Source organism: Rhizobium sp. L9 (assembly GCF_002531885.1).
Classification (GTDB): domain Bacteria; phylum Pseudomonadota; class Alphaproteobacteria; order Rhizobiales; family Rhizobiaceae; genus Rhizobium.
The window spans coordinates 1-18,722 of sequence record NZ_NWSZ01000039.1 but is presented as its reverse complement, the minus strand read 5'-3'; the positions used below and the strand labels follow the sequence as shown (position 1 = coordinate 18,722).

The following is an 18,722-nucleotide window of genomic DNA, read 5'->3' as shown; positions in this document are numbered from 1 at the left end:
AGACCCCTCCCCAACCCCCCAACAGGGGAGAGGGTTGAGGAGGGATTTTCATAATAGCCCCCTCAGAAAAGCTCGTATTCGACTAAAAACCGGTTTTTAACATTTACGAGTTAGTAATCTCTCGGAAACGAGAGGTTCTGTCATGCGTACTCGTATCGTTCTGACCGCCGTGGGTCTCGCGCTGCTTGCCGGCTGCGCGACGGCGCCGAAGCAGACGAGGAACATCTGCGCCGTCTTCGACCAGCGCGAAGGACTCTTCTCCAGCTGGCAGAGCGCGGCCGAGCGGACGGAGAAGAAATACGGCGTGCCCGTGCCGATCCTGATGGCGACGATGTACACCGAATCGGGTTTCCAGCCCTACGCGCGGCCGCCGCGCACCAAGCTCTTCGGCTTCATTCCCTGGACCCGGCCGTCGACCGCCTACGGCTATTCGCAAGCGCTCGACGGGACATGGGATCACTATCAGTCGCAGACGGGGAACTGGGCGGCGCGGCGCACGAACTTCGCCGACGCGATCGATTTCATCGGCTGGTATCATTACCAGAACAGTGTGGAGACCGGTATTCCGCTCAACGATGCCTATAATCTCTATCTCGCCTATTATTCGGGGCCGACGGGATATAAGCGCGGCGACTGGCGCTCGAACGGGCAATTGCAGCAGACGGCACAGAAGTTCGCGCGAATGGCGGGGACATATCAGCAGCAATTGCAGGGGTGTGATTAAGTTCAAAGGCGTGCAGTGTGGCACCCCCCACGGCACACATCGAGGACAGACGCTACCCCCGCAAATTCCCATACCTGACCGAATAAATCCGATCGCGTCCCAACAGATGCGCGATCAGCGATTCCTTTTCGAACAAGCCCTTCATCGCATGATGGCCGAGATCGAGGCCGCCGCTCATCACCCCAAAGGCCGGCATGAGGAGGCGAGCGCCGTCCGTGGCGAAGCAGGGGCGGCGGATTGATCGTTCGCGCCGGCGCACGGTCGCCGAAGGATGCAGGTGGCCGGCGATTTCGCCGCTCTGCAAGCCGTTCCTCGGCTCGTGGCGGAAGGTCAGGCCGGCATAATGCACCTCGTCGGCGCAAGCGCCGGGCAGATCGACGATGCCGTCGGGATCATGGTTGCCGTTGATCCAGATCCATTCGCGGCCGCGCGCCATACCGACGATCAGCGCGCGAAAATTTTCCAGCAGATGCTTCGAACCGATGCGGTCGTGAAAATTGTCGCCGAGCGAGACGACGACCTTCGGATCATAGCGGGAAATGACAGCGGCAAGCACGGTCAGCGTCGCCAGCGTGTCATAGGGCGGCAGCATCATGCCACGGCGCGCGAAGGCTGCGCTTTTTTCGAGATGCAGGTCGGAGACGACGAGCAGTCCGGCATCCGGCAGATAGAGGGCGCCGAGCGGATCGCAGACGGCGGCAATGCCGTTCACCGATGTCTCGATGCCGGGGATCGCAGCCAATCCGGAAATGTCGCGCGCCAGCGCCAAGCGGTTCATCACAGTCGTATTTTTCCCAGTCATCATGCCAGAGCTTCGGCGATCAGATCGTCCGCCGCCTCGGCCAATAGCGCATCATGGGCCTCGCCCGGCACCGCCTCCCGGCCGATTTCCAGCATCACCGGCACGGCGAGCGGGGAAATATGGTCGAGCGGGCGGTGGGTGATGTGGCCCCTGATTCGCATCAGCATATCGCCAAGACGGCTTATATCCAAAAGCCCCGTCGCCGCATCCTGGCGCGTTGCCTGCAGCAGGATGTGATCCGGCTCATGGCTGCGCAGCACGTCATAGATCAGGTCGGCCGAGACGGTGATCTGGCGGCCGCTCTTTTCCTTGCCCGGATGGCGGCGCTCGATCAAGCCCGCAATCACGGCGCAATTGCGGAAGGTGCGTTTCAACAAGAAGGATTCGGCGAGCCAGGCCTCGAGATCGTCGCCGAGCATATCCTCATCGAAGAGGTCGGAGAGGATCAACCGGCCATTGGCGATCATCAGCCCCATATCCTCGAGACCCCAGACGGCGAGCGAATAATCGGTGGCGACGAAGCCGAGCGGCTTGGCGCCCGCGCGCTCCAGCCGGCGGGTCAGCAGCATGCCGAGAGTCTGGTGGGCGAGACGGCCTTCGAAGGGATAGGCGACCATATAGCCGCGGCTGCCGCGCGGGAAGGTTTCGATCAGGAACTCGTCGCGCTTCGGCAGCATCGACTTGTCGGTCTGCAGCGACAGCCAGTCGCGCACCTGATCCGGCAAGTGGCGCCAGCGATCGGGATCGGCGATCATCGCCCGCACCTGCTCGGCGAGATAGGTCGACAGCGGAAACTTGCCGCCATTATAGGCGGGGATCTTCGGATCGAGCGAAAAGGCCTGCGACGCCAGGCATTCATTTTCGCGTATGCCTTCGAAACGCAGCACCTTGCCCGAAAACACGAAGGTGTCGCCCGGCGACAATTGCTCGAGGAAATATTCCTCGACCTTGCCCAGCGTGGCGCCGCCGCGACCGAGCCGGCCGCCCTCGCCGCGCTTGACCATGCGGATGTTCAGCATCGGGCTTTCGACGATGGTGCCGAGATTGAGACGGTATTGCTGGGCGACCGCCGGATTGGAGACGCGCCAGCGGCCCTCCTTGGTCTTGCGGATGCGAGCGTAACGCTCGTAGGTCCTAAGCGCATAACCGCCGGTCGCGACGAAATCGACGACGCGCTCGAAGGTCTCCCAGCTAAGATCGGCATAGGGCGAGGCGCTGGTGACCTCGTCATAGAGCTCCAGCATGTCGAAGGGTTCGGCGCAGGCCATGCCGAGTACGTGCTGGGCGAGCACGTCGAGAGCGCCGCGGCCGACGGGCGGCGTGTCCTGGGCGCCGATATAATTGGCGTCGAGGGCTGCCTGGCACTCCATGACTTCAAAGCGATTGGCCGGCACGAGGATCGCCTTCGAAGGCTCGTCCATGCGGTGGTTGGCGCGGCCGATGCGCTGGGCAAGGCGTGAGGCGCCCTTCGGCGCTCCGACATGGATGACGAGATCGACATCGCCCCAGTCGATGCCGAGATCGAGCGTTGAGGTGGCGACGACGGCGCGCAAGCGGTTTTCGGCCATCGCCGCCTCGACCTTGCGGCGCTGGGCGACATCGAGCGAGCCGTGGTGGAGGGCGATCGGCAGGTTGTCGTCATTGATCGTCCAGAGTTCCTGAAACAGCATCTCGGCCTGGCTGCGGGTATTGACGAACAGCAGCGTCGTCTGGTGTTCGAGGAGCTGCTTGTAGACATCGGGAATGGCATAGCGGGCGGCATGACCGGCCCAAGGAATGCGCTCTTCGGTCGACAGGATCGAGATATTGGGTTTGGCACCGCCTTCGACGACGACAAGACCAGCGTGATGTTCCCTCCCCTCCTCCTGGGCGACCAGCCATTTCTGCAAGTCCATCGGCTCGGCGACGGTCGCCGACAGGCCGATGGTCTTCAGGCCGGGGGCAAGGCGGCGAAGGCGCGCAAGGCCGAGCGACAGCATATGGCCGCGCTTGGAGGTGACGAGCGAATGAAGCTCGTCGAGCACGACATATTTCAGGTCCTTGAAGAAGCGCTCCGCCTCGCGGTTCGCCAGCAGCAGGGCAACCTGCTCCGGCGTCGTCAGCAGAATATCCGGCGGATTGAGCTTCTGCCGCTGGCGCTTGGCAATCGGCGTATCGCCGGTGCGGTTTTCGATCGTGACGGGCAGGCCCATCTCTTCGACCGGCTTCATCAGGTTGCGCTCGATATCGATCGCCAGCGCCTTCAGCGGCGAGACATAGAGCGTGTGGATGCCGGTAAAGGCGGAGCCTGGCGGAATGCGGCCGCGGCGGGTGAGATCGGTGAGCGAGGGCAGGAAGCCGGCCAGCGTCTTGCCGGCGCCGGTCGGCGCAATCAGCAGTGTGCTCTGGCCGGCCTCGGCGCGGGCGAGCAGTTCCAGCTGATGGGCGCGCGGCCGCCAGCCCTTTTCCGCAAACCAGCGGGTAAAGGCGGCAGGAAGCAAGGTGTCGGATTCGATCTGGTCCACGCCCTGAAGGTAGTGAAAAGCGGGCGAAAAAGAAGAGCTGGGACGCCGCTTACATCGCGATATAGCGGTCCTTGCGGTGATTGATGGCGAGCGTCAGGTTGAGCACGACGGCGCCGAGCACCGAGCAGGCGATGATGAAGGGGCTGGCGACGAAGAAGGAGAGCGCCAGCACGATGCCGTCAAAGCCGAGCTGGACGAGGCCGGCGCGCCAGCCGAAGCGATCCTGGATATAGAGGGCGAGAATGCCGATGCCGCCGAGGCTGGCGCGGTGGCGGAAGAGCGCCAGCATGCCGGCGGCAATGACGAGGCCGCCGAAGAGCGCTCCGGCAACCGGATGGACATGCGTGACCCCGATGAAGCCGGGCACGAATTCGGACAGGACCGAGGTCAGCCCGATTGCGACGAAGGTCTTGATGGTGAAGGCCGGGCCCAGACGGCGGAAAGCGAGATAATAGAAGGGCAGGTTCACGGCAAAGAAGCACAGGCCGAAACTGATCCCGGTGGCGTAATGGGCGAGGAAGGCAAGGCCCGCGGTGCCGCCGGCGAGCAGGCCGGCGCCGGAAAGAAGCGTGACGCCGAGCACGGCAAGCATGCTGCCGGCGACGATGCCCTGCGCGTCGTCGAACAGCGAATGCCGATCGGCGCTGGAATTCAGAAGGCCTGTGAAGGCGTTGGATGCCATGATGTTCCCCTGTCGGCTTTGCCGTTTTCTATCCGGCGCAGGGATAAAGACAAGTGCCCAGCGAGACGCCGTTGACAGCGCACATAATCATGGATATATCTTATCCACGAATCCAGGAGACGGCGTCGATGAAAATGAGCGATGGAGTCGAGCAAGCCATTCACAGCGTCGCCATGCTCTCCGGCCTCTCCGAAGGCGGTGTGCTTTCGGCGGCTGCGCTGGCGGAATTCCACGGCGTGTCGACAAGCTATCTGCTCAAACATCTGCAGGCGCTGTCGGGCGCCGGCATCCTCGATACCGTGCCCGGGCCGAAGGGCGGTTATCGGCTGGCGAAGGCGCCGGCGGAGATTTCGCTGCTCGACATATTGCTTGCTGTGGAGGGACCGGCCCCGGCCTTTCGCTGCGCCGAAATTCGCCAGCGCGGACCGAACCCGGTCTCTGGCCACTTCTTTTCCAAGCCCTGCAACATCAGCGCGGCGATGCTCCGGGCCGAGCGGGTCTACCGGGCCGAACTTGCCAAGACCAGCATTGCCGATCTCGGCATCGAACTCGCCGCCCTCGACGACGGATCGATCGCAGCCCGAGGCTGCGCCTTCCTTGAAATCCATGAACGCAAGACGGCTCGTTGAGCCATATCAAAGGAGAAAGACATGCAACCGCATTTCAACTTCGCCAAAGCCGCTCCTGATGCCTACAAGGCGGTCGTCGCACTCGAACAATATGTCCAGTCTTCCGGACTGGAGCGCCGCTTCATCCGTTTGATCAAGCTGCGCGCCTCGCAGATAAACGGCTGCGCCTACTGCGTCGATATGCATGTGAAGGAAGCCCGCCACGACGGGCTCAGCGAACAATGGATCAACCTGATGTGCGTCTGGCGGGAATCGCCGGTCTATGACGCGCGCGAAAGGGCCCTGCTCGGATGGGTCGACGCGGTGACCAATATCGCCAAAACAGGCGCGCCTGACGCAGATTACGAGGCACTGAAGGCGCATTTCTCCGAGAAGGAGATGACCGAGATTACGGTGGCGATCGGTGCGATCAATATCTGGAACCGGCTTGCCGTCGGCTTCCGCTCACAGCACCCGATCGATCAGGTGACGAAAGCCGCGTAATCGATATTTACGGGAACCGACCCGAAGATCTCGGGTCGGTCGAATATCAGGTTAATCGCGATCGGCAGCGGCGCGCGCGGCAACGGCTTCAGACCCACTGCCCGAGAGGTCGATGCTGTTGAATATGTCGCGGACGACCTTGGTAATTTCCTCTGCGGAAGCGCCCTTGGCGTATTCTTCCTGCATGCGGCGTCTTACGAGTTTTTCCAAATCTGACATGGTTCACCTCATCAAATCCGGCGCGACAGGAGTGTCGCGCAGAGGCCGATCTGAGGCAAGTTACGATTTGTTTAGAATGGGTTACCGATTTGTAAGGTTAGTCCGCTATCGGTGAAGGTCGATTAGGGCACGTCCCCTCTCCCTGTTTTACGGGGAGAGGGGACGTGCCCTGCGAAAGGTGTGCGAGGAACGGAGAGGTCGCGGCATATCCCTTCGCCTCGCGTGCGGGGTCCGAAGGACGGGTCGAGACCCGTGGTTCGGCCTCGGTGGATGCCCGTAGACGGATAAGGGGGCAGCCACCCCTACAGCGCAATGTAACGATCGGCGCGGTGGTTGATGGCAACGAAGAGGTTGAGGACAATGGCGCCGAGCACCGAATAGAAGACGACCGACGGCGTGGTGACGAAGAAGGCGGCGGCGAGGACGCACATGTCGATGGCGAGCTGGACGAGGCCGGCGCGGATGCCGAAGCGTTCTTGCAGGTAGATGCCGAGAATGCCGACGCCGCCGAGGCTGGCGCGGTGGCGATAAAGCGCCAGCAGGCCGAAGCCGAGCAGCAGGCCGCCGAGAAGGGCAGCCCAGGCCGGGTGGATGCTCGAAATCGAAAAGAAGCGCGACTGCACGTCTGATAGCACCGAGGTCAGGCCGATGGCAATGAAGGTCTTGATCGTGAAGGCCATGCCGAGGCGCTTCCACGAGAGATAGAAGAACGGCAGGTTGAGCAGGAAGAAGGCGAGGCCGAAATTGACGCCGAAGGCATAGTGCAGCAGGAAGGCGACACCGGCGGTGCTGCCGGTGAGAAGGCCGGCACTGGCGAGCACATAAATGCCGAGCGCGGCAATCAGACTGCCGGAGAAGATACCTTGCACATCTTCGATCGGCGTATGGCGGGTCGCGCTGGTATTCCAGACGCCAAGGGCATTGATGCGATGTGTCATATTCCAGTCTCCACGGCAGCCAGGTTCGCGAAAGCCTCGGAGGAACTCCTGAAGGCGGTGACGTTTTTTGCAATGTGAAATGAGCCGGCGGGGCGCGGTCGGTATCGCCGCGCTCTTGGCGATATCAGTGAAATATCAGTCTTCTGCCGTTGCAATCAAGCAAAATAGGTAAGCAATGCTGACCTATTAAAAAATAGCAAGAAAAGTTCGCTTACGCAGCGTTGCGCGTAAGGAACAGAATGCCGGAAACCGGTTTTCCGCCATCTTTGCGAATGACCGTCTTGACGATCTTGAGGATTTCGAAGCCGTGGCGGGAAAGCAGCTGCCTCACATAGGCTTCCGAATGGGCGTAACGCAACGACGGGGCGAGTTGGAAAGCCTCTCCGTCGCCCGCATCCTCGACGGAGAAGGCGAAATCCGCACCGGCGGCGGCGAGTTCACCGACGATCGCAAAGACGCTCTCGAGGTTGCCGAGATACATCAGCACGTCGGCTGCGCTCACGAGGTCGGCCCGCCAGTGCCCGGCATCGTCGAACAGGCCGGAGCGCTCGGGCGCAAGCGACAGATCGGCTCGGGCGAGATGATCATAGGCCCGTTTCTCCGCGGCCTTGGCCAGCATGTTCTGCGAGAGGTCGAAGCCTTCGAGGCGGCGGGCGCGGGCGCGGATCTCCGGGCCGAGCAGGCCGGTGCCGCAGCCGAGATCGACGGCGCATTCGTAACGCCTGGCGGTGGAGGCGATGAGGTCTGCGAGCTTCTGCGGGACGCTGTAATCGAGTTTTTCGACGAGGGCGGTGTCGAATCGATCGGCATAATCGTCGAACAGGCGCTCGACGTAGCGGCTCGGCGGCCGGTCGGGGATAGCAGAGTCGCCGAGAAGGGCAAGCTTGAGGGTGGCGCCGAATATATCCTCGGGATCGAGGGCGATCGTCCGGCGATAGGCCTCGATCGCGGCTTGCCCCCTGCCCGCCTTTTCCAGATAGGTGGCGAGCCGATACCAGCCGGCGGCCCAGGCAGGCACGAGCTCCAGCGCCTGCTCCATCAGCTCGGCCGCTGCCTCCGCCTCGCCGCCTTCTTCGAGCATCCTGGCATAATCGGCGCGGCGGTCGGCGATGACATCGCCTGAGGAAAGCTGGTGGGACTGCATGACGAACCTATCGTTTCGCTGGCATTTGCCGGCGGCCACAAAAAAACTCAAGTCCTATTTCAGAGGCGAAGCGGCCAATTCCGGAAAGGGCTTGCGGGCGGTGCGCCGCGACCTTATTCCAGGGGCAAACAGGAGGTGGCGCATGTCCGATCAGGTGAACAGGTTCCTCGGCGATTCGCTCAGCCGCACATTGATTAAACTCATCGTGGTGTCGCTGATCGTCGGATTCGTCATGACCGTTTTTGGCCTGACGCCGTGGAACATCATCTATGGGTTCCGCGACTTCATCCTGGAACTCTGGCACCGGGGCTTTGCCGCGCTCGGGCGCGTCGGCGACTATCTCCTCCTCGGGGCGACGATCGTCATCCCGCTCTTCGTCATCCTTCGCCTTTTCAGCTATCGCCGATAACATGATATCAATCGATCTTTCCAGGCGCAGCCTGCTCACTCTTTCCGGACTTGCACTCGCCGCCGGCATCGCCGGCTGCACCACGACCCCGCGAATTGCCGGCACGCCCTCGAACGGCGAGGACGAGACGACGAGCGTGCTGCCGCTCGTCAACCAGTTGAGGGCGAAGAACGGCCTGCCGCCGCTTGAGGTCGATCCGGCGGCGCAGACGGCGGCCCTCTTCCAGGCGAAGCGCATGGCGAGCGCCGGCAAGATGGCGCACCTCATGGGCATGACGGACAGCTTCGGCGCCCGCGTCAAGGCGAGCGGCGTGCGGCTGCCGGCGGCCGAGAACATCGCTTCCGGCCAGCAGAGCGTCGATGCCGTTGTGACGGCCTGGATCAATTCGCCGCATCATCTGGAAAACATGCTCGGGCGTTATGACGGCCTCGGCGTCGCGGTCGCCCATAATACGTCTTCCAGGAACCTGCCCTACTGGGCCATGGTGCTTTCCAGCCGAGGCGATTCTGCCTCGATCTAGGGCAGGTCATGGATACGCGCAGCAACAATCACTCCCTTGCCTTCGACGTGACGCACCGGCTGGTGCTGTCGATCGCCGTTCCGATGACGCTCGGCTTCATGACGACGCCGCTGCTCGGGCTGACGAGCACCGCCGTCGTCGGTCATATGGGTAACGCGGAAGCGCTGGCGGGGCTGGCGATCGGCGCGATGCTCTTCGATCTGATCCTCGGCAGTTTCAACTTCCTGCGCGCCTCGACGACGGGACTGACGGCGCAGGCCTATGGCCGGCGCGACGGGCACGAACAGCAGGCTGTCTTCTGGCGAGCGCTGATCTCAGCGCTCGCCTGCGGGCTGGCATTGCTCTGCCTTTCGCCGCTGATCGAGACGGCGGGATTGCGGCTGATGGGCGCGGAAGGGGCGATCGCCGAGGCGACCGGCACCTATTTCGCGATCCGCATGCTGGCGGCACCGGCGGCGCTGGCGAATTACGCCATTCTCGGCTTCGTGCTCGGGCGCGGACAGGGCAGTGTCGGGCTGCTGCTGCAGGCGCTGATCAACGGCATCAATATTCTGCTATCCATCTATCTCGGCCTGTCGCTCGGCTGGGGCGTGGCCGGAGTCGCCTGGGCAACCACGGCCGGTGAAACAGCCGGCGCATTCGCCGGGCTTTTCATCGTGCTCAAAGATTTCGGCAGGGCCGAGCGTCCGGCATGGGCCGAGATCTTTTCCCGGCACCGGCTGGCGGAGCTTTTCGCACTCAACCGCGACATCCTGATCCGCACCTTCGTGCTGATCGGCGCCTTCACGATCATGACGCGGATCGGCACTGGCTTCGGGGCGGTGACACTGGCCGCCAATGCCGTACTGATGAATTTCTTCCTGCTGTCAGGTTATTATCTCGACGGGCTTGCCAATGCCGCCGAGCAGATCACCGGCCGGGCGATCGGCGCGCGTTACAGGCCGGCCTTCGACCGCGGGCTGAAGCTGACAACCATCTGGTCGTTCGCACTGGCCGCATTCGCTTCCGCCTTTTTCTTCCTCGCCGGCCCGTGGCTGATCTCGGTGCTGACCACCTCGCCGGAGGTGCGGCAGGCGGCCGAAACCTATCTGCCCTGGGCTGCGATTACCGGACTAACGGGGGCGCTCGCCTTCCTGATGGACGGCGTCTTCATCGGCGCGACATGGTCGGTCGACATGCGCAACCGGATGCTGATGTCCTTTGCCGGCTACCTCCTTATGCTCGCCGTCTTCGTGCCGCTCTTCGGCAATCACGGTTTGTGGCTTGGCATGAACGCCTTCCTGCTGTTCCGCGGCTTCTTCCTCGCCATGCTGGTCGGGCCGCGGGCCGATCAGACCTTCCGCGCCGCCCAGTAATCCAGCCTGCTGTCACGCAGCGCGCGGATCGAGCCGGCCTTTTCGCGATCGAGCAGCGCCGAAAGACCGCGGACGATATCGCCGGGCAGGCTGGGGCCTTCATAGACCATGCATGAATAGAGCTGGACGAGATCGGCACCCGCCCTGATTTTCTCCAGCGCTGTTTCGGCCGAGGAGACGCCGCCGACGCCGATGATCGGCAGATCAGGGCCGACGCGCTTGCGCATCCGGGCAAGCACCGCCGTCGATTTTTCGAACAGCGGCACGCCGGAAAGACCGCCCGCCTCCTTCGCCTGGCGCTGGTCCTTGAGACCGTCGCGAGACAGCGTGGTGTTGGAGACGATCAGTCCATCCAGCGGATGCGCGAGCGCTTCCGCCGCAATATCGTCCATGCCTTCCTCGGTCAGGTCAGGGGCGATCTTCAGAAAGACCGGGATCTTCCGGCCGGATTTCTGCGCCATCTCGTCGCGCGCCGAAAGCACGGTCGACAGCAGCGCCGCCAGGCTTTCGCGTGCCTGCAGGTCGCGCAGGCCGGGCGTATTCGGCGAGGAGATATTGGCGGTGAAATAACGCGCGACGGAATAGAAGCGGCGGATGCCGGCGACATAATCGGCGATGCGATCTTCGCTATCCTTATTGGCGCCGATATTGACGCCGATCATGCCGCCGCCCGCCAGCGTTGAGAGACGTCCGAAAGCGGCGTCATGGCCCTCATTGTTGAAACCGAGGCGGTTGATCACGGCTTCATCCTCGACCAGGCGGAAGATGCGCGGGCGCGGATTGCCAGCCTGCGGCTTCGGCGTCACGGTGCCGATCTCGGTAAAGCCGAAGCCGAGCTTCAAGAGCGCTTCCGGCACCTCGGCATTTTTGTCGTAGCCGGCCGCCATGCCGAGCGGGTTTTCGAAAGTGAGGCCGGCGATGGTCTGGCGCAGGCGCGGATCGGGAGTGATCCGGCAGGCGGGCACGAGGCCAGACTTCAGCGCGGCGATCGACATGCCGTGCGCCGTTTCCGGGTCGAACAGGAAGAGGCCCTTGCGGGCGATGCGCTTGAAGGGATCGATCATGGCTGCAGCTCCGGGAAGATATGAACGCCGTTCTCATCGAGCGGCAGCGGCGCCTCCCAGAGCACGGCCGCAAGCGGCAGATCGGCGTAGAGATGCGGGAAGAGATCGCCGCCGCGGGAGGGTTCGAAGAGGAGCTTGTCACCGAAACCGCGGCCATCGACGGCGACCAGCACCAGGCCGGACTGGCCGGCAAAATGCAGGGCCGCGGTCTGCTTCACCTGGTCGGCCGTGGAGAAATGGATGAAGCCGTCCTTGAGATCGATGCCGGCGCCATGAAAAACACCGCTTTGTCTGGCTTGCTGCCAGAGCGTTTCCGTCACGATCTTGTAAAGGGTCGGTGTCACGGTCATCATGGCCTCGCGATTGCTGATCCTTGGGTCATGAGCGCTTTGCCGGAAAGAGGCGGCGATGTCCACGCCTCGGCACGCAAAAAGCGGGGCCAGCCCAGGCAAAATCCGGAGGATGAGACGATGAAGATTTTGGTTCTCGCACTTGGCGCTGTTCTCCTGCCGCTTGGCGCCGCAGCGGCCGAGACCGACGCGGGCCGATTCCAACTGGAGAAGAGCGGCGACCATTTCGTCCGGCTCGACCGCCAGACCGGCGCCATGTCGATCTGCCAGGACAAGGACGGCGCCCTCGTCTGCCGTATGGCGGCCGATGAGCGGGCGGCCTATGAGGACGAGCTCGACCGGCTTTCAGAGCGGGTGACAAAGCTGGAACAGGGCGGCCTCATCCAGCGTGCGCTGCCGAGCGACGCCGAGATCGACCGCTCGATCAGCATCATGGAGCGGATGATGAAGAGCTTCATGGGGATGGTGAAGGAGTTCCAGGCTGACGAAAAAGCCAATCCCCTTCCGCAGAAGACATGATCTGATATAGTCATTTCAGAATGCCTGCATGCAATGCCGAGGGGACGGCGCGCATGCGGCATGATCGGACTCTTGGGAGGGAGTTTTCGATGCAGGAACAGACCATCATCATCGCGGACGATCATCCGCTGTTTCGCGATGCGCTGCGCCAGGCGGTGATCGGCATGGAAGGCCGGCAGACCATCGTCGAGGCCGGTGATTTCGCAGCCGCACGCACCGCCGCCGGCACACATCCAGATGCCGACCTGATGCTGCTCGATCTCGCCATGCCCGGCGTCAGCGGCTTTTCCGGCCTGATGGCGCTGCGCGCCGAATTTGCCAGCCTGCCGATCATCATCGTTTCGGCGAGCGACGACGCCACGACGATCCGCCGGGCCCTGGAGCTCGGCGCTTCCGGCTTCATTTCCAAATCCTCGGGCATCGAAGACATCCGCCGCGGCATCCAGACGGTGCTTGCCGGCGATATCGCCACACCGGAAAGCTATCGCGACGGCCAGGAGCAGGATCCCGACGTCGCCGACCTGATCCGCCGCCTGCACACGCTGACGCCGCAGCAGAGCCGGGTGCTGACCATGCTGGCCGAGGGCCTGTTGAACAAGCAGATCGCCTATGAACTCGGCGTCTCCGAAGCGACGATCAAGGCGCATGTCTCGGCAATCCTGCTGAAACTCGATGTCGACAGCCGCACACAGGCGGTCATCCAGCTCGGCAAGATCAATATGGCGATGGTGGCCTGAAAGCGGCCGAAACCGGTCGATAACAGGATTTTATTCCTCCTTACCTTTACGGTCGGCGTGCGGTCGGCTAGTATTCTGTCGCTGAAGCATCGGCTCGAAAAATCGGAATCGATTTTCGGCAGGTGAGATGTTCAGACTTAGAGTGTTAGAGCGTCCTTTATACGTCCGAAGCGGACGCACGGTGCTCTAAAGCGCGGCCTGAGACAGGCTGCACGGAATCGGGCGCATATGCTGTCACACAAGCAGATCTGGGAGGCGATCGACAGGCTTGCCGAACGGCACGAGCTGACGCCATCCGGTCTTGCGCGCCGCGCCGGGCTCGACCCCACCTCGTTCAACAAGTCGAAACGGCTTTCCGCCGATGGGCGGCTGCGCTGGCCATCGACGGAATCGATCGCCAAGGTGCTCGATGCGACGGGGGCGAGCATGGAGCAGTTTCTCGCCTTCATGCAACCGGCCGCCAGTTCCGCCGGAGAGCGGATCGGCGAGCGTGCCGGCCCCCCGCCGGGCAGCGCCATTCCTCTGCTCGGCTTCGCCCAGGCCGGCGCCGGCGGCTTCTTCGACGATAGCGGCTTTCCGGCCGGTCATGGCTGGGACGTGGTGGAGTTTCCGGCCAACCCGTCGCAGAGATCCGGCGTCTACGCGCTGGAGGTGCAGGGCGAAAGCATGATGCCGCTTTATCGGGACGGCGACGTGCTGATCGTCGAGCCCGGGGCGCATGTGCGCCGCAACGACCGCGTCGTCGTGCGCACATGCGCGGGCGAAGTAATGGCCAAGGTGCTGCTGCGCCAGAGCCCACGGTCGATCGAGCTGATGTCGCTCAATCCCGAACATCCCAACCGCACGCTCGATCTTGCCGATGTCGATTGGATCGCCCGCATCATCTGGGCCAGCCAGTAGGAAGATATTCCATGCGCCCTGCCGCCGTCTGTACAGGTATTATGGGGATGGCGGTGGTGGTCGGCCTGCTGAAGGCAGGCGAAGCGAGGCTTCGCGGCGGCACGGGAGGGGAAGAAACCGCAGCCACAGAGGAGACGGCAGCGGCTGCGCCGAATGTTGCCTCCGGGGCCGCCGAACCGGCAGCGACAATATCCGACGAACGTGCCGAAATGATCGCCCGCTCTGTGGAACCGGCGGTCCCGCACCCAGCGGCGGCGACTGAAGGCGCGGCGCCCAGAGCCGCCACCATCCCGCAACAAGCGGCGCCGACATCCAGCCAAACGGCAGGGCCGGCCGACAAAAAGGCCATGGAGCTGCCGCGGCCACTGGTCGAAAACGCGGGCATTCTTTCCTTCGAGGAGCGCAGGCTCCAGCTTGCCGGCATCGCCCCCACGCCGGCCGACAGGATATGCGGGCCGGCAGGCCGGCAATGGCCCTGCGGCATGATGGCGAAGACGGCGCTGCGCCAGCTCTTGCGCAACCGCAGCATCACCTGCGATCTCGACACGGTCGAATGGAAGGGAACGGCGATCGCCGCCTGTCGGCTCGGTACACAGGATCTCGGCGCGTGGCTTGCCGAAAGCGGCTGGGCGGAAGCAGAGGCGGGTTCGCCGCTCGCATCCGTCGCCGACAAGGCGAAACAGGCGCAGAAAGGCGTTTACGGCGGCGATCCGCGCCGCAAATGACAGGCCGCCCGCCGGGGGAGAGCTGCCGATCTCTTGTAAAGGCCGCCGCCAATTCCTAATCTGCGCTGATCAACAAGGAATCAGAAATGAACAAGCCGCTTTCCGCCCATGATGCGCTGATCTACGTGATGGTGATGGCATCCGCCGTCGACAGCACCATGAACGACAGGGAGATGGAAAGGATCGGTCAGCTGATCGGCTTCCTGCCGGTTTTCAGGGATTTTGATGACGACAAGCTCATTCCGATAGCACGCGACTGCGCCGCGCTGCTGGCTGGGCCTGAAGGCCTCGACGTGGTCCTCGAAACGGTCCGCGATACCTTGCCGGCAAAACTCTATGACACCGCTTATGCGCTTGCCGTCGAGGTGGCCTCCGCCGATCTTTCGGTCAAAGCAGAGGAACTGCGACTGCTCAGCCTGCTGCGGGACCGCCTCGGCCTCGATAAGCTCACCTGCGCGGCGATCGAGCGGAGCGCCATTGCCCGCTTCCGCAAGGGATAATCCTTGAGGCTCAGTAGAGCCCGTAGGGAAAATAGCGCAGATAGATCTCCTGGAGACGGCCGGTGCGCGACAGCGCCGCCAGCGCATGATCAATGGCGGATGTCAGCACGCTGTCCTTCTGTCGCAGCATGATCGTCATGCCCTCGCCGAGGAAATGTTCGGAGATATAGGGGCCGTCGAACAGCGCGCAGCATTTGTCGGAGGCCGGGGACGAGACCCAGAAAGAAAGCTGCAGCGCATCGGCGAAGGCAGCATCGACCTTTCGCTCCTTCAGCGCCGCAAGCAGGGCGTCCTTCGTGTCGAAAGCCTGCGCTTTCAGCGCCGGGAAAAAGGCTGCCAGCATCGCCTCGTGCACCGTGCCTTTGACGACGCCGACCGAATAGTTGGAGAGCGCAGCAGCGGTCTTTCCATCAAGCGGGGCGGCGAGATTGCGCACGAAGCGCGCCGGCAGCATCAGATATGGCCGGGAGAAGAGAAATTGCCGGCGTAGCTCCGGGGTGACCGCAAGGCCGGCGATGACGGCATCGCCCTGCGAGGCGGCGAGGGCATCCTTGAGATCGGTGAAAGGCATTGCCTGGATCTGGCACTTATCCGAAATCTCCAGCTCGCCGCAGATTTCGCGGGCGAGATCGACGTTGAAGCCGGAAAGCTTGCCGTTCTGATCGGTGAAATTAAACGGCGGGAAATCAACCGACGTCAGAAAGCGCAGGCGGACCAGCGACGAGAGATCCGGTCTGGCGAGACGCTCGCGGGCATCGAAGAGCAACGGCAGCGAAGGGGCAGCCTGCTGAGCGAATGCAGCAAAGTTTGAAAACAGCGCTGCCAGAAACAGGCCGGCCGCCAGAAAAGCCCTGAGAGTCGGGGATGCCAGCTGGGGTCCAATCATGATGATCCAGTTCCGGGGTTGGGGTCGACGAGATTTAACAGAGTCATGCCCGCCGGGGAATATCATGGGAGTGAGGGAGTGGATGAGGCTCACGAACTCATTGGCCGCGACATCCTCCAACGCTCCTCATTTGCCGCAGCATCCTCCCAGCCCCTCGAAGGATGAGCTCTCTGGAGCGATGGCGCAAACCTCCCGCTGCCCCTCAAAACTAGGGATGCGCCTGCACCTGCACGTTAGCGCGGAATTAAAGAATATCACCTCTATTTGTCGCGACGACACAGGCCCGCCAGCCGATTGCATGATGCATGCGTCAATTCCCTTTCCGGCGCCGCGACAGTCAGGCAGCGGTCTTTACCAACATAATTTCCAAACACCGGACGCGCCGCGCGCCCGGCAAAATCGGGTGACATTTTTCATGTTGAAGCATCTGAAAATCCGTACCAAGATCATTTCGGTCGTGGCGCTGCTCGGGCTGATCACGATGGCGGGGCTCATCTATGTCATCTCCGAGTTCCGCCGGGCGGACGCCGCTTATGGCGCCTTTATCGATCATGAGGCGCAGGCCTCGATGCTGAGCGCACGTGCCAGCGCCTCGGTCGTAGCCTCGGTGCTGCAGGTCACCTTGGTTGCCGAGATGCAGCCCGATACGCCGACATACCAGACGGCGCTTGCCACACCGAGCAAGCTGCCGCAGGCCCGCGACCGGATGAAACAGGCCCTCGCCCTGGTTCCGAGCCGCAAGGCAGCGATAGACGAAATCCAGGCCGGCATCGATGAAATCGAAGCTCTGGCCAATAAGATCATCGAGCAGAACAAGGGCAAGGACAGCGCGGGCGCACTCGCAAACGTCGCCCTGATCAATGCCAAGCTCGATGCGCTGACGCCGAAGATGATCGCCAACAATGATGCGATGATGGCGATGCTCAACGATGGCGGCGACGGCCTCTCGGCATCCGTCAACGGCCGGATCACTTTCTGTCTCACTCTGATCGGCACCGCTGTTCTCACCGCAATCGGCTTTGGCGTCACCATGGCGCAGAAAGGCATTGCCGGCCCGATGACGAAGCTCAGCCTGCGCATGACGCGCCTTGCCGAGGGCGACACCGATAGCGATATCAGTGGTCTCGACCGCCGCGACGAAGTCGGCCAGATGGCAAAGGCGGTCTCGATCTTCCGCGACAACGCGATCGAGCGTCGCCAGATGGAGGCGCGCGCCGAGGCCGACCGCAGCGTCAGCGACGGCGAGCGCCGCGAACGCGAGGCACAGAAAGCCCGCGAGGCAGCAGAACTCGAACGCGCCGTCGCAGCCCTTGGCGATGGCCTGCGCCGCCTTGCGGCCGGCGATCTCGCTTCGCATATCGACGAGCCTTTCGTCGCCCATCTCGATGCGCTGCGCCAGGATTTCAACCATTCGGTCGAGAAGCTCAACGAGACCATGCAGGCAGTCGGGGCCAATGCGCGGGCCATCGGCGCCGGCGCTAACGAGATTCGTTCCTCCGCCGACGAGCTTTCCCGGCGAACGGAACAGCAGTCGGCCTCCGTCGAAGAAACTGCAGCGGCGCTGGAAGAAATCACCACGACGGTGCGCGATGCCGCCAAGCGCGCCGAGGAGGCGAGCCAGCTCGTCACCCGCACCCGCCTCGGCGCCGAAAAATCCGGCGAGATCGTCCGCAAGGCCGTCGCCGCCATGCAGGAGATCGAGAAGTCCTCGGGCGAAATCTCCAATATCATCGGCGTCATCGACGACATCGCCTTCCAGACCAACCTCTTGGCCTTGAATGCCGGCGTCGAAGCCGCGCGCGCCGGCGAGGCCGGCAAAGGCTTTGCGGTCGTCGCCCAGGAAGTGCGCGAGCTCGCGCAGCGCTCGGCCAATGCCGCCAAGGAGATCAAAGCGCTGATCACCAATTCCGGCTCTCATGTCCAGACCGGCGTCACGCTGGTCGGCGAGACCGGCAAGGCGCTCGATGTGATCGTCACCGAGGTGCAGGAAATCAACCATCACGTCCACGCGATCGCCGAAGCCTCGCGCGAACAGTCGATCGGGCTGCAGGAGATCAACACCGCCGTCAACACCATGGATCAGGGCACGCAGCAGAATGCGGCGATGGTCGAGCAATCGACGGCGGCCAGCCACAGCCTCGCCACGGAAGCATCGGCGCTCAACACGCTGCTCGGCCAGTTCCGGCTGACGGGTACCGGCGGCTTTGCCGCCGCCGCACCGATCGCGTCTACGCGGCCGACAGCCCCGCCACCGCGGGTGGCCCCACGCCCGGCTGCTAAGGCAGCGCAGCTCCGCATCGCCAGGGAAGGCACAGCCCGCCCGGCCGCCTCACCGGCCCGCGCACTCGGCCAGAAGATCGCCAACGCCTTCGGCGCCGGCAGCGCGCCGAAAAGCCAGGATGGCGACTGGACGGAGTTCTGAGCCACGACTGTTTAGCTCCCACCCAAAATTGCCCCTCACCCTAGCCCTCTCCCCGTGAACGGGGCGAGGGGACGTGCCCAGCGCGAGATTGGTGGGGAACGGAGAGGTCGCGGCACGGTCCCTTCGCCCCGCAAGCGGGGAGCAACCATGTTCAATTTTTCCGGTATTGGGGCGTCCATTCGGTCTTTCGAAAGAGGATTGTGTTGGCGA

The 18,722-nt window shown here is 63.1% G+C and carries 21 protein-coding genes; 12 read left to right on the top strand and 9 right to left on the bottom strand.

Annotation, left to right across the window (positions count from 1 at the left end; genetic code table 11):
- The first annotated feature begins 142 nt into the window (after positions 1–142).
- Positions 143–724, top strand: a complete 582-nt coding sequence (locus tag CO660_RS29570) for a transglycosylase SLT domain-containing protein (protein WP_097601598.1) — start codon at positions 143–145, stop codon at positions 722–724.
- 52 nt (positions 725–776) lie between these two features.
- On the opposite strand, the gene pdeM is transcribed toward CO660_RS29570, so the two are convergent.
- Genes pdeM through CO660_RS29555 form a run of 3 tightly spaced genes read right to left on the bottom strand, consistent with a single transcriptional unit; the run spans position 777 to position 4,712 of the window.
- On the bottom strand, positions 777–1,502 hold the full coding sequence (gene pdeM, locus CO660_RS29565) for a ligase-associated DNA damage response endonuclease PdeM (RefSeq protein WP_097601597.1): 726 nt from the start codon (positions 1,500–1,502) through the stop codon (positions 777–779).
- Positions 1,503–1,525: 23 nt separating this feature from the next.
- Positions 1,526–4,030, bottom strand: coding sequence for a ligase-associated DNA damage response DEXH box helicase (locus tag CO660_RS29560; RefSeq protein ID WP_097601596.1), 2,505 nt, complete (start codon positions 4,028–4,030; stop codon positions 1,526–1,528).
- Positions 4,031–4,079: 49 nt separating this feature from the next.
- Positions 4,080–4,712 carry a YitT family protein gene (locus CO660_RS29555; protein WP_097601595.1) on the bottom strand — a complete coding sequence of 211 codons (633 nt, stop codon included), beginning with the start codon at positions 4,710–4,712 and terminating at the stop codon, positions 4,080–4,082.
- Between the two features lie 128 nt (positions 4,713–4,840).
- Between CO660_RS29555 and CO660_RS29550 the strand changes: the two genes are divergently transcribed.
- Together CO660_RS29550 and CO660_RS29545 are read left to right on the top strand one after the other, a co-directional pair.
- A complete protein-coding gene (locus tag CO660_RS29550; RefSeq protein WP_097601594.1) occupies positions 4,841–5,341 on the top strand; it encodes an Rrf2 family transcriptional regulator in 501 nt (166 codons plus the stop codon).
- A 21-nt stretch (positions 5,342–5,362) separates the two neighbouring features.
- The gene (locus CO660_RS29545; protein WP_097601593.1) at positions 5,363–5,824 is read left to right on the top strand and encodes a carboxymuconolactone decarboxylase family protein; all 462 of its coding nucleotides are present in this window, start codon (positions 5,363–5,365) and stop codon (positions 5,822–5,824) included.
- Between the two features lie 51 nt (positions 5,825–5,875).
- Here CO660_RS29545 and CO660_RS33505 read toward each other — a convergent pair whose 3' ends face one another.
- The 3 genes from CO660_RS33505 to CO660_RS29535 all read right to left on the bottom strand — a co-directional run bounded on the left by CO660_RS33505 (position 5,876) and on the right by CO660_RS29535 (position 8,125).
- Positions 5,876–6,043: a hypothetical protein gene (locus CO660_RS33505; RefSeq protein ID WP_157131363.1), complete on the bottom strand. Its 168-nt coding sequence runs from the start codon at positions 6,041–6,043 to the stop codon at positions 5,876–5,878.
- Between the two features lie 302 nt (positions 6,044–6,345).
- Positions 6,346–6,981, bottom strand: coding sequence for a YitT family protein (locus CO660_RS29540; protein ID WP_097601592.1), 636 nt, complete (start codon positions 6,979–6,981; stop codon positions 6,346–6,348).
- A gap of 211 nt (positions 6,982–7,192) precedes the next feature.
- Positions 7,193–8,125, bottom strand: a complete 933-nt coding sequence (locus CO660_RS29535; RefSeq protein ID WP_097601591.1) for a methyltransferase domain-containing protein — start codon at positions 8,123–8,125, stop codon at positions 7,193–7,195.
- Between the two features lie 142 nt (positions 8,126–8,267).
- On the opposite strand from CO660_RS29535, the gene CO660_RS29530 reads away from it, so the two are divergent.
- The 3 genes from CO660_RS29530 to CO660_RS29520 are packed head-to-tail and all read left to right on the top strand — an operon-like array spanning position 8,268 to position 10,409.
- Entirely contained in the window at positions 8,268–8,534 is a 267-nt protein-coding gene (locus tag CO660_RS29530) for a DUF6460 domain-containing protein (protein ID WP_097601617.1), read from the top strand.
- Position 8,535: 1 nt separating this feature from the next.
- On the top strand, positions 8,536–9,054 hold the full coding sequence (locus tag CO660_RS29525) for a CAP domain-containing protein (protein WP_097601590.1): 519 nt from the start codon (positions 8,536–8,538) through the stop codon (positions 9,052–9,054).
- Between the two features lie 8 nt (positions 9,055–9,062).
- Positions 9,063–10,409: an MATE family efflux transporter gene (locus CO660_RS29520; RefSeq protein WP_097601589.1), complete on the top strand. Its 1,347-nt coding sequence runs from the start codon at positions 9,063–9,065 to the stop codon at positions 10,407–10,409.
- Here the strand turns inward: CO660_RS29520 and CO660_RS29515 are convergent.
- Together CO660_RS29515 and CO660_RS29510 are read right to left on the bottom strand one after the other, a co-directional pair.
- A complete protein-coding gene (locus CO660_RS29515; RefSeq protein ID WP_097601588.1) occupies positions 10,385–11,473 on the bottom strand; it encodes a quinone-dependent dihydroorotate dehydrogenase in 1,089 nt (362 codons plus the stop codon). The two genes, CO660_RS29520 and CO660_RS29515, sit on opposite strands and share 25 nt — an antisense overlap.
- Entirely contained in the window at positions 11,470–11,823 is a 354-nt protein-coding gene (locus CO660_RS29510) for a DUF952 domain-containing protein (protein ID WP_097601616.1), read from the bottom strand. Before CO660_RS29510 ends, CO660_RS29515 begins: the two co-directional genes overlap by 4 nt.
- Positions 11,824–11,943: 120 nt before the next feature.
- Between CO660_RS29510 and CO660_RS29505 the strand changes: the two genes are divergently transcribed.
- From CO660_RS29505 to CO660_RS29485, 5 genes are all read left to right on the top strand, one after another.
- A complete protein-coding gene (locus CO660_RS29505; protein WP_097601587.1) occupies positions 11,944–12,342 on the top strand; it encodes a hypothetical protein in 399 nt (132 codons plus the stop codon).
- Between the two features lie 89 nt (positions 12,343–12,431).
- A complete protein-coding gene (locus tag CO660_RS29500; protein ID WP_085776838.1) occupies positions 12,432–13,079 on the top strand; it encodes a response regulator transcription factor in 648 nt (215 codons plus the stop codon).
- Between the two features lie 228 nt (positions 13,080–13,307).
- Positions 13,308–13,979, top strand: a complete 672-nt coding sequence (locus tag CO660_RS29495; protein ID WP_097601586.1) for a helix-turn-helix transcriptional regulator — start codon at positions 13,308–13,310, stop codon at positions 13,977–13,979.
- An 11-nt stretch (positions 13,980–13,990) separates the two neighbouring features.
- Positions 13,991–14,704, top strand: coding sequence for a thermonuclease family protein (locus CO660_RS29490; RefSeq protein ID WP_097601585.1), 714 nt, complete (start codon positions 13,991–13,993; stop codon positions 14,702–14,704).
- 86 nt (positions 14,705–14,790) lie between these two features.
- Entirely contained in the window at positions 14,791–15,204 is a 414-nt protein-coding gene (locus tag CO660_RS29485; protein WP_011423905.1) for a tellurite resistance TerB family protein, read from the top strand.
- A 10-nt stretch (positions 15,205–15,214) separates the two neighbouring features.
- Here the strand turns inward: CO660_RS29485 and CO660_RS29480 are convergent, their stop codons facing one another.
- Positions 15,215–16,090, bottom strand: coding sequence for a transporter substrate-binding domain-containing protein (locus CO660_RS29480; protein WP_097601584.1), 876 nt, complete (start codon positions 16,088–16,090; stop codon positions 15,215–15,217).
- 415 nt (positions 16,091–16,505) lie between these two features.
- On the opposite strand from CO660_RS29480, the gene CO660_RS29475 reads away from it, so the two are divergent.
- Positions 16,506–18,512, top strand: coding sequence for a methyl-accepting chemotaxis protein (locus CO660_RS29475; protein WP_097601583.1), 2,007 nt, complete (start codon positions 16,506–16,508; stop codon positions 18,510–18,512).
- The last annotated feature ends 210 nt before the right edge of the window (positions 18,513–18,722 follow it).